At 62.3% G+C, this 17,443-nt stretch carries 3 protein-coding genes; all 3 read left to right on the top strand.

Going from position 1 to position 17,443, the window contains the following annotated elements; translation table 11 throughout:
* The first annotated feature begins 29 nt into the window (after positions 1 to 29).
* Genes O9H32_RS17865 through O9H32_RS17855 form a run of 3 tightly spaced genes read left to right on the top strand, consistent with a single transcriptional unit; the run spans position 30 to position 17,422 of the window.
* Positions 30 to 6,731, top strand: coding sequence for a non-ribosomal peptide synthetase (locus tag O9H32_RS17865; RefSeq protein ID WP_269867483.1), 6,702 nt, complete (start codon positions 30 to 32; stop codon positions 6,729 to 6,731).
* Positions 6,724 to 14,307 carry a non-ribosomal peptide synthetase gene (locus tag O9H32_RS17860; protein ID WP_269867482.1) on the top strand — a complete coding sequence of 2,528 codons (7,584 nt, stop codon included), beginning with the start codon at positions 6,724 to 6,726 and terminating at the stop codon, positions 14,305 to 14,307. The genes O9H32_RS17865 and O9H32_RS17860 overlap by 8 nt, the downstream gene beginning before the upstream one ends.
* 1 nt (position 14,308) lies before the next feature.
* A complete protein-coding gene (locus tag O9H32_RS17855; RefSeq protein ID WP_269867481.1) occupies positions 14,309 to 17,422 on the top strand; it encodes a cyclic peptide export ABC transporter in 3,114 nt (1,037 codons plus the stop codon).
* The last annotated feature ends 21 nt before the right edge of the window (positions 17,423 to 17,443 follow it).

Raw genomic sequence — 17,443 nt, 5'->3', positions numbered from 1 at the left:
CGAACAGAACGCGCTTGGAGGGAGCACAGATGAACAAACAGGACATTCAAAAAATATATCCCTTGACCGGCATGCAGGAAGGAATGCTGTTCCACGATGTGAAGGGGGACGACGCCGGGGCTTATATCGAGCAGTTCGTGTTCACCCTGCAGGGGGATGTGGATCCGCAGCGGTTTGAGGACTGCGTCAACCATCTGATCGCCAGGCACGAGGTGCTGCGGACGGTGTTCCGGTATAAGAAGCTATCGCGCAGCATGCAGGTCGTGCTCAAGGAACGAAAGCTGACGGTGAGCTTCGAGGACCTCAGAGATCGTTCCGACGCCGTCCAGCGCGAAGCCATACGAGAGCGCCGGCATTCGGAGCGGACTCAGGGATTTCAGTTATCCAGGGACATGCTGCTCCGGGTGGTCCTTATTAGAACCGGTGAGCGGGACTATCAAGTGATCTGGACGCACCATCACATTCTGATGGACGGATGGTGCGTCTCGCTTCTCATGAAGGATTTTATGCATATGTATCAAAGCCTTGCTACGGGCGAACCCGTCCGTCTGGCACCCGTGAAGCCGTACAGCGATTATGTGAACTGGCTGCAGCAGCAGGATCATGAAGAGGCGGCAGCGTACTGGACATCGTATCTGGAAGGCTGCGAGCAGACGGCGGTGATTCCCTCGCTCCTGCGGCCAAAATCCGGCGCCGCGCGCGAGTATGTCAAGGAAGCGGTCACCTTCACCCTGAGCCGGGAAGAGACCGCCGGACTAGTCCAGCTCGCCCGGCAGCATCAGGTCACCTTGAATGTAGTGTTCCAATCCATCTGGGGGCTGCTGCTTCAAGCTTATAACGGAACGAAGGATGTGGTCTTCGGCAGCGTGGTGTCGGGAAGGCCTCCCGAGCTGCCGGGCGTCGAGACCATGGTCGGCTTGTTCATCAATACGATCCCGGTGCGGATTCAATGCGGCCCGGACCAAACCTTGGCCGAGCTGCTGGGGCAGGTGCAGGTGCAGGCGGTTCGGTCGGCGAGCTTCGACTTTGCCTCCCTGGCCGAAATTCAGGCGGGCAGCAGACTGAAGCGGGAGCTGTTCCAGCATATTGTTGTCTTTGAGAACTACCCTGTGGAGGAGCAGCTGAAGCAGGGGGATGAGATTCCGGGCAACGGATTTGCCGTGCGGAGCGTTCAGGCGGACGAACAGACCAACTATGATTTCAACGTGCTGGTGATTCCAGGCGAGGAGCTGGCGGTAGAGCTTGTGTATAACTCGCAGGTGTACGACGCACTCACGATCGGCCGTATAGAAGGCCATCTGCGGCAGCTGATTGCCCAGTGTACCGCCCAGGAGAACCGGTATATCCGCGGCCTGCACATCCTTACCCCGGAAGAAACGCTTCAGCTTGAAGGGTTCCGCGGGTACCGGCACGCGTACCCTGAGGAGCGGACGATCCAGGATCTGTTCGAGGCCCAGGCCGAGCGCACACCCGAGCGCACGGCGGTGGTGTGGGGCAGCCGGCGGCTGAGCTACGGGGAGCTGAACGCGCGGGCGAACCAGCTGGCGCATACCCTACGGTCCAGAGGAGTGCAGCCGAACACGGTCGTCGGGCTGATGACGGAGCGGTCGGCGGACATGCTCATTGGCCTGCTGGCCATCCTCAAGGCGGGCGGAGCCTACCTGCCGCTCCAGCCGCAAGATCCGGACGAGCGCCGGAGGTTCATGCTGCACGACAGCGGAGCCGCACTCCTGCTGACACAGCGGCATTGGATGGAAAATGTCTCTTTTGACGGGGAGAAGCTTGCTATAGATGATGGCGACACGGCAGACGATGCCGACAGCTGTAATCCGCCTCAGGGCTGCAGCGCCAGCGATCTGGCCTACGTGATCTACACATCCGGTTCAACCGGGCAGCCGAAGGGTGTAGGGATCGAGCACGCTTCCGTGGTGAATTTACTGTACGGCCTGCAGCGGGAAGTATACGGCTATTCCACGGAACCGCTGAAGGTCGCACTGCTCGCCTCCCATGTGTTCGACGCCTCGGTGCAGCAGATCGGCAGCGCCCTGCTGTTCGGGCATACGCTGCATGTGCTGCCGGAGGAATGCCGGACCCAGCCGAGGGCGTTTATGAGCTATATCCGAGCGCATGGCATTGAGGTGTGCGACGGCACCCCGAGCCATCTGGCCTTCCTATGCGCGGAAGGGGCGCGGATAGGAAATGGAGTGGACGAAGCGCAGCAGAGGGCCGGCAGTGAGGATAAATTCCTGCCAAGCGGGCCAGCAGCGGATGAAGTGCTGCGAAGCGGGAGAAGCGACGAGAAAGCACTGCGAAGCGGGAGTGCGGCGGAGATTGCCGCAGGCGCCGAGGGCGCAGCCGCAGCTGCCCCCAGCGGGTTGAGGCACCTCCTGGTCGGCGGGGAAGCGCTGACCCGTTCGACGGTCCGCGGTCTCTGGCATGCCTTCGCTGACCCGGGGCTGACGATCTGGAACGTGTACGGTCCGACCGAGTGCTGCGTCGATGCGGTGATTCATCCGATCCGGCGTACGGAGTTTCTGCTGGAGGACGGCGGCGTTCCCGGCAGCCAGATGCTTCCGATTGGACGTCCTTTGCCCAATGTACAGTGTTACATCCTGAGCGCGGACGATCAGCTTCAGCCGATTGGCGTGCCCGGGGAGCTGTGCATTGGCGGGGACGGGGTGGCGCGCGGTTATGTGAACCGGCCGGAGCTGACGGCCGAGAGGTTCACCCTGAACCACCCGCACATCCCCGGCGGGCGGATATACCGCACGGGCGACCTGGTGCGCTGGCTGCCGGGTGGCGAGCTGGAGTACCTCGGACGAATGGACGGCCAAGTCAAAATCCGGGGCTACCGGGTTGAAACCGGCGAGATCGAAGCGAAGCTGCTGGCCCACAACAGTATTCGAGAGGCCGCCGTCACCGCCTTCGACGAAGACGGGGGCCGCCAGGCGCTCTGCGCCTACATCACCGCTGCGCCGGGGCAGGATGCTCCCGCTCCCGCAGAGCTGCGGGCCTATCTGGCGCGCAGCCTGCCGGAGTATATGCTCCCGTCCCGGTTCGTGGCCGTGGAGCGGCTGCCGCTCACGCCAAGCGGCAAGCTGGACCGCCGTGCGCTGCCCCGGCCGCAGGAGGGGGGCGGACGCGAAGCCTATGCCGCGCCGAGGGACAAGCGCGAAGCCGCGCTCGCCCGCATCTGGCAGGAGCTCCTGGGCGTGGAACGGGTCGGCCTGCGAGACCACTTCTTCGAGCTCGGAGGCCACTCGCTGAAGGCCATGAGCCTGGCCGCCCGCATCCACAAGGAGCTGCATGTGGAGGCGGCGCTGCGCGACCTGTTCGCGAATCCGACCCTGGAGGAGATGACCGCGCACCTGGGCCGCTTGGAGCGCAGCGCCTACAGCGCGATCGCGCCGGTGCCCGAGCAGCCGTACTATGCGGTATCGTCGGCACAGAAGCGGCTGTACGTGCTGGCGCAGCTGGAGGGCTTGCAGACGAGCTACAACATGCCCGGCGCGTTCCGGCTCAGCGGCGCTTGGGACAAGACGCGGATGGAGGGAGCCTTCGCCGGGATGATCGGGCGGCACGAGGCGCTTCGCACCTCGTTCGGGCTGGAGGGCGGAGAGCCGGTGCAGTACGTGCACCCTTCCGCTGCGTTCGAGCTCGAAGCGCTGGAGCTCGAACCGTATGCCGCCTTCGGGCGGCAGGTCTTCGGCACACCGCAGCAGCCCCCTCAGCAAGGCGCGATGCCGCTAAGCATAAGCGCGGATGCGGACGGCGGCCCGGAGCTCCGCAGGCTCGTCGCCCGCTTCATCCGGCCGTTCGACCTGAGCCGGGCGCCGCTCTTGCGGGCGGGGCTGCTGCCGCTGCCCGGCGGCGAAGCGCTGCTGCTCGTCGATCTGCACCATATCGTCTCCGACGGTGTGTCGATGAACCTGTTCGTGCGCGAGTGGCTGCAGCTCTACCGAGGGGAGACGCTTCAGCCGCTGCCCCTCCAGTACAAGGACTATGCCGCCTGGCAGCGGGAGCGGCTGCGGGGAGAGGAGATGCAGCGCCAGGAAGCCTACTGGCTGGAGCGGCTCGCCGGAGAGCTGCCGGTGCTGAATCTGCCGGCTGACGATCCGCGGCCGGCGCAGCAGAGCTTCGAAGGCGGCCGGGTACGGCTCGCTCTGCCGCAGGAGCTGACCCGGCAGCTGCAAGCGCTGTGCGCGGCGGAAGGCCTGACGCTGAGCATGCTGCTGCTCGCTAGCTTCCAAGTGCTGCTGGCGCGATACAGCGGCCAAGAGGACGTCATCGTCGGCATGCCGGTCGCCGGACGCCCTCATGCCGACCTGGACTCCGTGCTCGGCATGTTCGTGAACACCCTGGCCCTGCGGGGAAGACCTCAAGGGGAGAAGACGTTCCTCGAATTCCTGCGGGAAGTGAAGGAGGGCGCGCTGGAAGCGTACGAGCATCAGGACTACCCGTTCGAGCAGCTCGTTCAGCAGCTGCAGCTGCCAAGGGACCTGAGCCGCAACCCGGTGTTCGACGTCATGTTTGTCATGCAGAACACGGGGCAGGCGAGACCGCCGCAGGACATCACGGAAGGGAGCATCACTCCGTTTGCGTTCGACAACCCCGTGTCCAAGTTCGATCTGACGCTGCAGGCGGCAGAGCGGATGGATCCAGAGCGGATAGTACCGGAGACGATCGAGCTGGAGCTGGAATATGCGGCGAAGCTGTTCTCCCGGGCGTCGGCAGAGCGGATGATCCGGCACTACGAACAGCTGCTGGGTCAGATCGTGCAATCGCCTGAGCTGAAGCTGGCCGAGCTGGAGGTGCTGACGGCGGCAGAGAGGCGTCTCCTGCTGGAGCGCTTCAACGACACGGGAGCGGACTACCCGAGGGAGCAGACGATCCACGGCTTGTTCGAAGCGCAGGCGGCGCGCACCCCGGATCGGGTGGCTGTGGTGATGGAGCGGGAGCGCCTCACCTACCGGGAGCTGAACGGGCGGGCTAACCGCCTAGCCCGGGTGCTGCGCGAGAGAGGCGCAGGGGTGGACACCCCTGTCGGCATCCTTGCGGAGCGGTCGCCGGAGATGATCGTCGGGCTGCTGGCGATCCTCAAGGCCGGTGCCGCCTACGTCCCACTTGACCCCGAATACCCGCAGGAGCGCATCCGGTACATGCTGGAAGACAGCGGAGCTTCCCTGGTATTGACTACTCTTGGAGATGTGAAGCTCGGTCAGACGGAGATCATCCGGATTCAAGAGGCGGTGAGCAGCGCAGTCCCGAGCGGCAATCCGGAGCCGGTGGGTACCTCCCGCTCCTTGGCGTACATCATGTATACGTCCGGCTCGACCGGCCGGCCGAAGGGAGTGATGATCGAGCATCATTCCGTCGTGAACCGGATCCACTGGATGCAGAAGAGCTGCCCGCTGCAGCCGGACGACGTTATTTTGCAAAAAACGAGTATCAGCTTCGATGTATCGGTGTGGGAGCTGTTCTGGTGGGCGATGGCGGGCGCGCAGCTGTGCCTGCTTCCGCCCGGGCACGAGAAGGAGCCTCGTCAGATCATAAAAGCGATTGACGATCATGGGGTCACCACCCTGCATTTTGTGCCCAGCATGCTGCAGCAGTTTGTCGAGCATATCCGTACGGTGCCGGAGGTCCGGAAGCTCATCTCCGTAAGACGCGTATTTGCGAGCGGAGAAGCCCTCGGCCTGCCGCTTGCGAGGCGGTTCCAAGAAGAGCTGACGGCTCCGAACGGAACGCAGCTGATCAATCTGTATGGACCGACGGAGGCGACCGTAGATGTCTCTTTCTTCGATTGCGCGGAGCTTGGGGCTCATCACTCCAGCGTGCCGATCGGCAGACCTATCGACAATATGCAGCTGTATATCCTGGACAGGCACCGGCAGCCGGTACCGTTATTGGCCTCCGGCGAGCTGTACATAGGCGGTGCCGGCTTGGCGCGGGGGTACTGGAACCGTCCGGAGCTCACGGCCGAGCGATTCGCTGCGAATCCTTTCCGCCCGGGAGAACTGCTGTACCGGACGGGGGACGCTGCCCGCTGGCTCCCGGATGGAGTGGTGGAGTACCTCGGAAGACTCGATCATCAGGTCAAAATCCGCGGCTACCGGATCGAGCTGGGGGAAATCGAGACGCAGCTCCTTCAGCTTGACAGTCTGAAGGAGGCCGTCGTCATAGCGAGGGAGGAAGAGGAGACCTATCTCTGCGCGTATGTTACGGCAAGCATTGATATCCGGACGGCCGAGATCCGGCTGCAGCTCGCGGGCAGGCTGCCTTCCTTCATGATTCCCCGCTACATCATCCGGCTGGAACGTATGCCTCTCACCCCCAGCGGCAAGGTAGACCGTGCCTCGCTGCCCAGCCCCGAGGTCCACCTGGAGCAGGAGACCTATCAGGCTCCCCGCAGCGAGACGGAGATGCAGCTGGCTGCCCTATGGGAGGAGGTACTGGGAATCGGCAGGATCGGCATCACGGATAACTATTTCAACCTCGGGGGCGATTCGATCAAAGCGATCCGCCTCATGGAGCAGCTCCGCAGCCGTTTTGGAGTGGAGCTGACCTTGAAGGACTTGTATGCCGCCCCGAGCATCGCGGATTTATCCCGGCTCCTCCCGGACAAGGGAACGCAAGCGGACCAGGCAGCCGGGCACAGCACCAAAAGAGACGAAATCAAGAATCAGCTGGATGAGCTGAAACAGAAGCTGTTGGGAGGACACCATGGTTAACCTGGACACAGATCAAATTGAAGACCTCTATCCCATGAGTGACATTCAGCAGGGAATGGTCTTCTATTCCTTGCGGCACAGCGGGCAGTCCCTGTATCACGAACAGTTCGTCTATCAGCTGAGGGAACCCGGCTTCGAGCGTCTGCTGTTTCAGAGAGCGCTGGAGCTGTTGGTACAGAAGCATTCGATCCTGCGTACGAGCTTTCACTTCGATCTGTCCGATTCCGGGATCCAGATCGTTCACCGCAAGGTAGACGTGCAGGTGGAGGACCACGATTGGCGCCTCCATTCCAAGGAAGAACAGGAGCAGAGGCTGCAGCAGTCCCTTAGCGAGGACCGGAGCCGGCCTTTCTCCATGGCGGAGGCCCCCTTGTGGAGGGCGAAGCTCTACCGCCTGGATGATGCGCACTACGCCTTCGGGTGGATGTTCCATCACAGCATTCTCGATGGGTGGAGCGCGGCTTCATTCATTACCGAACTGGTCAATACGTATCTTGGGCTCAAGGCCGATGCCCATTATGCTCCTCCGGCGCTGAAGTGCACTTACAAGGACTATATCGTGGACCTGATGCTGTTCAAGGAGAACATGGAGGCCGCTTCTTATTGGAAGCGGGAGCTGGAAGACTTCAAGCGGCTGGAGCTTCCCTGGGACGAGCCATCCGCAGATCAGCTGAGAAAGCTCCACTTCGAGCTGGATGGAGCGCTGCAAGTCCGCATCGAACAGCTCTCCCGGGAGCTGCGGATTCCGGTAAGGACGATCTGCTTTGCCGCGTATGTCAGTATGGCTTACATGCTGACCTGCGATGGCGATGTTCTCGTAGGCTTGGTGGAAAGCAATCGTCCTCTCATCCGGGACGGGGACCGGCTGCTGGGGTGTTTTCTCAATACTATCCCTTTCCGGTTCCAAGTGGACTCCTCCCTCACCTGGGAAGGCTTCCTCCGGCAGGTGGACCGGAAGCTGACGGAACTCAAGCTGTACGGGAGACTGCCTCTAACGGACATTATAGGACATGCGGACGCCGGAGCCGCCCGGGCATCCGAGAACCCGCTCTTCGATACCTATTTCAACTATATCGACTTCCATATCTACGATCAGGTCGACCGGCAGGCCGATGTGCGGCCTCTGCTGGATGCCGAAGGGTACGAGAACACGAACACCTGGCTCGACTTCGCCGTGTCCCATGCGAGGAACCAGCTCAGCTGTACGATCAGCTACAAACATATGAGCGAGCATACAGTAGAGCAGCTGTCCGGATATTTCCTGCGGTCGCTGGAGGAGATGACGGAGCAAGCCTCCGGGCCGATCCGGAAGGAACGGATGCTGCCTGCGGGGATGACACAGCAGCTGCTGAGCGGATTCAACCGGACCTTGGGGTCCTATCCGCAGGAGCAAACGATTCAAGGGCTGTTCGAGGAGCAGGCGCGAAGGACACCGGATCGGACGGCTATCATCTGCGGAGGGGAGGAGCTCACGTACGGGGAGCTGAACCGCCGGGCCAACCGGCTCGCCCGGGCGCTGCGCGCCAGGGGAGTGCGGGCGGATCACTGTGTCGGGCTGATGGCCAGCCGCTCGCCCGAGATGGTCACAGGGCTCCTCGCCATTCTGAAGGCCGGGGGCGCCTACGTTCCCATCGATCCCGCTTATCCCGACGACCGAATCCGGTATATGCTGGAGGACAGCGGAGCGGGGCTGCTGCTTACTCAGAATCACCTGATGGACAGAGTGAGCTTCGCGGGGGAGAAGCTCGATGCCGCAGATCCGCAGTGGCTGGCGGGCGAAGCATCCGACCTGCCGTCCTCGAACGATTCGGCGCATCTGGCTTATGTCATCTACACTTCCGGTTCGACCGGACAGCCGAAGGGCGTCATGATCGAGCACCGCTCCGTCGTCAACTTTCTGTACGGCATGAAAACGAGGCTGGGGCTTGGTACCGGCCACACGTTCCTGTCCTTGACGACCGTGTCGTTCGATATCTTTGCACTGGAGCTGTTTCTTCCGCTCCTCTTCGGCATGAAGGCGGTAATCGCTGAGGAGGAGGAGATCCGCGAGCTGCGGCTGCAGGAGCTTGCCGTGCGGCACGGCGTCGATGTGGTCCAGACCACCCCTTCGCGCTGGCAATCCCTTCTCCAGCGAAGCGATGTATCGTGGCTGGGGGCGATCAAGAAAATATTGATCGGCGGGGAAGCGAGCACCCCGGAGCTGATCAACGAGCTGCGGAGCCGGACGGATGCCCAGCTGTTCAATGTGTACGGCCCGACGGAAACGACCATCTGGTCCACGGCCAGCGAGCTGAAGGGGGACCAGGTGAGGATCGGTTCGCCGATCATGAACACGCAGGTGTACATCCTGGGCGCAGGCGAACAGCTGCAGCCGGTTGGGGCGGCAGGCGAGCTGTACATCGGCGGGGATGGGGTGGCGCGCGGCTATGTGAACCGGCCGGACCTGACGGCCGAGAAGTTCACCCTGAACCCGCACGTCCCCGGCGGGCGGATGTACCGCACGGGCGACCTGGCGCGCTGGCTGCCGGACGGCGAGCTGGAGTACCTCGGGCGGATCGACGGCCAGGTGAAGATAAGGGGCTACCGGATTGAAACCGGCGAGATCGAAGCGAAGCTGCTCGCCCACAGCGCCATTCGCGAGGCCGCTGTCACCGCCTTCGAGGAGGGCGGGGGCCGGCAGGCGCTGTGCGCCTATATCACCGCCGCGCCGGGGCAGGAGGCTCCTGCTCCCGCAGAATTGCGGACCTGCCTGGCGCGCAGCCTGCCGGAGTATATGCTGCCCGCGGCGTTCGTGGCCGTGGAACGGCTGCCGCTCACGCCGAGCGGCAAGCTGGACCGCCGTGCGCTGCCCCGTCCACACGAGCAGTGGAGCGGGCGCGCGGCATATGCCGCCCCTCGGGACCAGCGCGAAGCGGCGCTCGCCCGCATCTGGCAGGAGCTGCTGGGCGTGGAGCGGGTCGGCCTGCACGACCACTTCTTCGAGCTCGGAGGGCACTCGCTGAAGGCGATGAGCCTGGCCGCCCGCATCCACAAGGAGATGCATGTGGAAGCGGCGCTGCGCGACCTGTTCGCGCACCCGACCCTGGAGGAGATGGCCTCGCATCTCGGCCGTCTCGACGGCACCGCCCATAGCGCGATCCCTCAGGTGCCCGAGCAGCCATATTATACGGTATCCTCAGCGCAGCAGCGGCTGTACGTGCTGGCTCAGCTGGAGGACCTGCAGACGAGCTACAACATGCCAGGCGTGTTCCGGCTCAGCGGCGCCTGGGACAGGGCACGTCTGGCGGAGGCCTTCGCCGGGATGATCGAGCGGCACGAAGCGCTTCGCACCTCGTTCGGGCTCGTGAACGGAGAGCCGGTGCAGTATGTGCATCCGGCCGCTGCGTTCGAGCTCGAGGAGCTGAAGCCGGGTCCCCTGCGGTCTGCCCTCGAGTGGGAGGGGACCGGCAACGGGCAGTACAGCCGCCCTACCGGACAACCGCTCCCCGCGTCCTATCCGCACGCATCCCATACCGCCGATAGCGAGTTGGAGCTCTACGGGCAGATCGCGCGATTCATCCGCCCGTTTGATCTGAGCCGGGCGCCGCTGCTGCGGGCGGGACTGCTGCCGCTGCCCGGCGGCGAAGCGATCCTGTTCGTCGATCTGCACCATATCGTCTCCGACGGCGTCTCGATGGACGTCCTCGTGCGGGAATGGCTGCAGCTCTACAACGGGGAGACTCTGCCGCCGCTGCGCGTTCAGTACAAGGACTACGCCGCCTGGCAGCGGGAGCAGCTGCAAGGCGAACGGCTGAAGCGGCAGGAAGCCTACTGGCTGGATGCACTCGGCGGCGAGCTGCCGGTACTGGGTCTGCCGCTGGACCTTCCGCGGCCGGCACTGCAGAGCTTCGAGGGCGGCCGGGCGCGTCTCGTGCTGCCGCAGGAGCTGACACGGCAGCTCAAGGCGCTGTGCGCCAGGGAAGGCGTGACGCTGAGCATGCTGCTGCTCGCCGGCTTCCAGGTCCTCCTATCGCGGTACAGCGGCCAGGAGGACGTCATCGTCGGCGTGCCGGCCGCCGGACGGCCCCATGCCGACTTGGAGCGGGTGCTCGGCATGTTCGTCCATACCCTGCCGATGCGCGGCAGACCCGAGGGCGTCAAGACGTTTCTCCAGTTCCTGCAGGAAGTCAAAGCGGGGGCGCTGGAAGCCTATGAGCATCAGGACTATCCGTTCGAGCAGGTGGTAGAGCGGCTGAACCTCCCGCGGGACCTGAGCCGCAACCCGGTATTCGATGTCATGTTTGTCATGCAGAACGCAGGGCAGGGGGGGCCGCTGGAAACCCCCGCGGGGGTCAGCATCACGCCGCTCAGGTTCGAGAATCCCATGTCCAAATTCGACCTGACGCTGCAAGCGGTCGAGCGGATCGAACTGGAGACGGTCGAGCTGGAGCTCGAATACGCGGCGAAGCTGATCTTCCCTGCGACGGCGGAGCGGATCCTCCGGAACTACGAGCAGCTGCTGGGGCAGATCGTGCATTCGCCGGAGATGCGGCTGGCGGAGCTGGAGCTGTTGACAGCTGAGGAGTGGCATCTGCTGCTCGAGCGCTTCAATGATACGGCGGCGGAATACCCCCGGGAACAGACGATCCACGGCTTGTTCGAGGAGCAGGCGGAGCGGACGCCGGACCGGATCGCGGTCGTAATGGAGCAGGAGCAGCTCACGTACCGCGAGCTCAATGAGCGGGCGAACCGGCTGGCCCGGGCGCTGCGGGGGAGAGGCGTGCAAGCGGACACCCTTGTCGGAGTCCTGGCCGAGAGGTCGCCCGAGATGGTGATCGGCATCCTGGCTGTGCTCAAGGCAGGCGGCGCCTTCGTTCCGGTCGATCCCTCTTATCCCGAGGAGCGCATCCGGTTTATGCTGGCCGACTGCGGGGCCCGCCACCTGCTGGCCGGCGCGGAGAGCCTGCGCAGCATCCCTGCCTCCTATGAAGGGGAGGTGCTCGAACTGGGGGCTTCCGCCGTCCTTCGAGAAGATGCCGGCCCCGCCGAACCCATAAGCGGTCCGCGGAATCTCTTATATGTCATCTATACTTCGGGGACGACGGGCCAGCCCAAAGGAGTGATGCTGGAGCACCGGAATCTGGTCAACCTGATCTGCCATCAGAGGACACGCTCCTCCATTTCCTTCCATGGAAATGTGCTTCAAAGCACCAGCATAAGCTTCGATGTGTGCTACCAGGAAATCTTCTCGACGCTGCTGTCGGGCGGGACGCTGCATATCGTCGACCAAGAAACCAAAATGAGCCCGAGCCGGCTGCTCAGCTACATTCAGAAGCACCGCATCCAAGTGATGCTGATATCGGCATCTTACTCTAAGGTTCTCTTCGGTGGATCCCTGACACCCGATCTGCCGTCAGTGTCCGATATCGTTACGGCAGGAGAACAGCTGATCCTAAGCGATTCCATGATAACCTATCTGAAGCGCAGCGGAATCCGCCTCCACAATCACTACGGTCCCTCGGAGACCCATGTCGTCACCACTTATACGATGGATCCCGGGCAGCCCATGGAGGAGATTCCGCCGATTGGGCAGCCGATTCAGAATACCCGGGTGTTGATCGTCAGTCCGGAGCTTCGCCTGGTGCCTCTCGGCGTTGTGGGAGAGCTGTGCGTCTCAGGCGATGCCGTGGGCAGGGGCTATCTGAATCGGCCGGACATCACGGAGGAGCGGTTCATCAGCCATCCCGATCTTCCCGGAGAGCGGATGTACCGTACCGGGGATCTGGCGAGGTGGCTTCCGGACGGGACGCTCGAATACGCGGGACGCCGCGATCACCAGGTGAAGATCCGGGGCCACCGCATAGAGATCGGCGAGATCGAGTCGAAGCTCCTGGAGGTGAAAGGGATTCGCGAAGCGGTGGTGCTGGCGCTCGGAGAAGCGGACGGGCAGAAGGCGCTGTGCGCTTACTTCGCGGTCCATAGGGATGAGGAGCTGCCGCCTGCTTGGCTCCGCACCGAGCTGGCCGGCAGCCTGCCCGATTACATGATCCCTACGCATTTCGTACAGCTGGAGCGGCTGCCGCTCACTTTGAACGGCAAGATCGACCGCGGAGCGCTGCCGGCGCCGGACCACCCGCTGCTCCAGCAGCACACTGCGGCTTACGAGGCCCCCGGCAATGGGCTGGAGGAGGCGCTCGCCGCGATCTGGCAGGACCTGCTGGACGTGGAGCGAATCGGCGTCCACGATGACTTTTTCGAGCTGGGAGGCCACTCGCTGAAGGCCATCCAGGCGGTCGAGTTAGCCCGGCAGCAGCAGCTGCCCCTTTCCTTAAAGGAGCTCATGGAGCTGAGAACGATCCGTGCCGCAGCGGAGCATATGCGCAGAGAACCGCTTAGCGAGGGGCTGACCGCGGCGGCAGCCGAGCACCCGGTAGGTGCCCAGCGACGCTACAATCCGGATTTTGTCCGGCCTGCGGACTACCCGTACTATTATCCCTGCTCCGTCGGCGCCGTCTTGGAGAAGCTTCGGTACGAGCGGAACCTTCAGGTTCCCAAAAGCTTCCTCACCAATGCCAGGGGAGACGGGGTGCTCTTCTATAAATACGGTACGAAGCGTCCCGAGGACCGGATCACGTACCACTCATCGCAGGCCCGCTTGGGCGAGCTGATGGGGTTTCCCCCTCTCCTCGAAGAGCTCGGCGTGTCCTTCGGCACCCGCAGCTTCGAGGAGCCGGACGAGGCTATCAGCTGGTGTGAGGACAAGCTGAGCCGCAAAGAGCTTGTGATACTCAGCGGCTCGACCTACTATTTGCCGTATACGCCCGAATACCGTGCGCCGCAGAAGGAGTTTCTCGACATCCTGGATCGAAGCAGCGATGAGATCGGCATCGGCCGCACGCACATCTATGTGCTGGTAGATATGACGGAGCACGAGTGCATCGTCTACGACAGCTCCTACCAATATTTCGGCCCCATCGGGCGGGAAGAGTTCATTCAGTCCTTCGGAGGCATCGGCCGGATGACCTTCATCGACCATCCGGCTCAGAACACCGTCGTTCCCTACCAGGTCATCGAAGTCCATACGGACGCTTGGAAGACTCCGGATGGAACGGGGTATGGCGAAGCGCTCCTGCGAGCCATAGTAGAAGCGTATCTGCATGCGCCCACCCTTGAGCTGGAAGAGAAGGGGGTACCCTTCCGCGTTGTCGCCGGACTGGATGCGATCACGCACCTGATCCGAACGATTGGGGACAGCTGCGGTAATCCGGAGCTTCTCCCAGGCCTGTCCGAGTTCATGTGCGAGATGGGCAACGCGTGGAAATACAAGCTTCATTTTCTGGCCGATCTCATCCAGGATCTTCAGGAACTCCTTCCAGGTCTGGAGCTGCCCGCCGATCCCCTGAACGAGGGGATTCATCTCCTCGGCGGCCTGTCGCTCGAATGCCGGACGCTCTCTCCTGGGCAGTGGGCTTCCAATGGGCCCCGGGTGCAGGCTCAGCTGTCCGGTCTTCATAGCAGTTTGCAGGATTATTTCCTGCACCTGAAGTCCGTCCTGAACGGCACGAAGGCGATGGCAGTGCAGAAGAGAGGATCATGAGATGAGCGTATTCCATTATCGAATCCTAAGGCCGGCGGCTGCGCTCCTGTTGGTGCTCCAACTGCTGGTCGGAGCTGCAAGCGGCCTGGCGGCCGCAGCCGGCGGCGGAGAAGGGGCAGCAGCGTCCGCGGGCATCGACACCGGACTGCTTCGGGCCATCGACGACTTGGTCGGCAGAGCCATGCGGGAAGGGGATCTTCCGGGCGTCTCCTTAACGCTGGTACAAGGGGACGCCGTCTACCGGAAGGGTTACGGGTACGCGGATGTGGAGAAGCGCGCGCCGGTGACCGACCGGACGCTGTTCGAGCTGGGCTCCAACACCAAGGCCTTTACGGCGCTCGGGATCTTGAAGCTGGAACGGGAAGGGGTGCTGGGCCTTGACGATGACATCCGGCAGCATGTGCCGTTCTTAACCCTGACGTATCAGGGGCAAGAAGCACACATAACGATCAGGCAGCTGCTCCTCCACAAGAGCGGCATCCCGTTCGGATCCATAGGGGCCATTCCGGCCCTGCAGTCAGGCAGTGCCCTGGAGCAGACGGTGCGTACCTTGGCGGGAACGGAATTGTCCCACCCGCCGGGGGAGCACTTCGAATATGCTACGGTCAACTACGATATCCTGGGGCTGATCATCCAGAATGCGGCCGGCGTATCCTACGAGGACTATATGCGGCAGCAGATCATTACGCCTCTTGGATTGCATGATACGTTTGTGTTCCGTGCAGAAGAGGGGCACAGCTTGGCCCAAGGCTACAAGATGGGCTTCTTTCAGCCGAGGGCCTACCTGGCGCCGGACTACAGAGGCAATACACCCGCCGGGTATATTCTCTCGAGCGGATTAGATATGCAGCGGTGGCTGCAGTACCAGCTGGGCCTGCAGCACCATGAGGCGCTGACACCGCTGATCGAACGGTCGCACGAGAGCGGGGAAGCCTATCACTTCGGGTGGGAGTTTGCGGAGGTGGACCATTCGCGGCAGATCACACACGGCGGGAATAACCCGGGGTTCTCCTCCTCGGTGATCCTTAGGCCGGAGGAGCGGCTCGGCATTGCGGTCCTCGCGAATATCAATTCCGCTTATACCGCTTCGCTCGCGCAGGGGATTGCCTCCCTGATGAGAGGGCAGGAAGCGAAGCTCACCGCTGCGGATACATACCGGGACTTCGACTTCATGGCCTCCCTTGTTGCCCTGGTCAGCATCCCGCTTGCGGGGGGACTGCTCTATTGGATGGGCAGAACCGTACGCCAGACCGTCCGCGGAGAGCGAAAGAGAATCCGGCTGGATGCAAGAACGCTGGCGTTCATTGGCTGCTCCGCTATTTTCGCGGGCATCTTCTGCTACACCGCCGTCTATATTGCCGGACACACTGTCTTTCAAGGACTGCCGTTCTCTTTCATTCAGGTGTGGTCGCCTGTCAGCATCGCAGCCGCGGTCTATTCTCTCTCCCTGCTCGGACTGCTCGTCTATGGGTATGTACTGCTGGTATGGGTCTTCCCGCGGCCCAAGGAGATCCCATACGGCTTCCTGCTCGTAATGAGCCTTACCAGCGGGCTTGGCAATGCCTCGATTATTTTTCTGATCAACACGGCCCTGTTCGGAGAGCAGTCGGGGCAGACGGCCATTTACTTTGGGCTCAGCCTGTTCGTCTATATCGTTTCCCAGAAAATCATTATGTCCCGGCTGATTCTCATCTCGAACCAAATCATTTTCGACAAACGGAAGGACCTGATCCGCAACCTCCTCGAGAGCTCCTATGAAATCATAGAACAAATGGAGGGCGGGACCATCACCGCCGGACTCAACAACGATACGGAACGGATGAACCGGTTGGTCGGCCTGCTGCTGTCTGTCGTCACCAACGTGTTGACGGTCTTCTTCTGCTTCCTCTATCTCGGCTATCTGAGCGGGGTGGGCGTGGCGCTGTCGGCCCTAGTGATTCTGATCACCGCCGGATTTTATATGTTCATGGGCAAGCGGTCGGGCCGGCTGTGGGAGCATTCCAGGGACATCCAGACGCAGTTCTTCCAGCTGATCCACGATCTGGTGTATGGGTTTAAGGAGCTGAGCTTGAACCGCAGGAGACGGGAGCAGTTCCAAGCGGAGATGACCGCGAACGGGGAGGCGTACCGTCAATTCCGCGTGAGGGCGGAGGTGAACTTCGCCAATGTCCAGATTATCGGAGAGCTCATGTTCGTCTTCGTGATCGGGATGGCCGTCTTCGTCTTCCCGCGTCTGTTCTCCAGCTTGGAGCTCAATACCGTGAGAAGCTTCGCCTTCGTGTTCCTCTATATGACGGGGCCGATCGTCAGTACGCTGAATGCCGTGCCCGAGCTGCTGCAGATTCGCATCGCATGGCGGCGGATCCAAGAGCTGAATCAGCGCCTGGCGGAAGGGAAGGAGACCGCGATCGTTTCTGCTCCTGAAGCGGCCGCCGCGGTGGAGACACCGGTGCGGCAGGTGGAACTGCGAAGTGTCAGCTATACCTACAAGCAGCAGGATGGCACTCCGTTCACGGTAGGCCCAGTCGATGGCCGCTTCCATACCGGAGAAATCACCTTTATTACAGGAGGCAACGGGAGCGGAAAAACTACGCTTATGAAGCTTCTGACCGGCTTATACCGTCCCGATGGGGGCGAGATTCGGATCAACGGCAGGAGCTCCCCTGCAGCGGAGATTCGCGAGAGCGTATCCGTCGTTTCCAGCGATGCATATCTGTTCGATAAGCTGTATGGTATCGACTTCGAAAGCAAAGAAGAGGACATCCGGCACTATCTGGAGCTGCTTCAGTTGAGCGGGAAGATCAGCGTGAAGGACGGCGTCTTCAGTACAGTGAAGCTGTCCACCGGGCAGCGAAAAAGGCTCGCCCTCCTGATCTGCTATCTGGAGGATCGTCCCGTCTGGATCCTGGATGAGTGGGCCGCCGATCAGGATCCGGAGTTCAGAGACTTCTTTTATTGCGTCATCCTGCCGGATCTGAAGAAGAGAGGCAAGTGTGTCATCGCGATCACCCATGATGACCGGTATTTTGGTCTAGCCGACCAGGTAATCAAGATGGAGAGTGGAAGACGGGTGTCATCCGTGGCCTTGGACAGCAGCCAGAGAGGCCCGGCTTGATTCGAATGGGCAGCCAGCAGA

The organism is Paenibacillus caseinilyticus (assembly GCF_027533645.1).
Taxonomy (GTDB): Bacteria; Bacillota; Bacilli; order Paenibacillales; family NBRC-103111; genus Paenibacillus_G; species Paenibacillus_G caseinilyticus.
The sequence above is the reverse complement of the archived record's forward strand: the minus strand, read 5'-3'. Positions and strand labels throughout refer to the sequence as shown.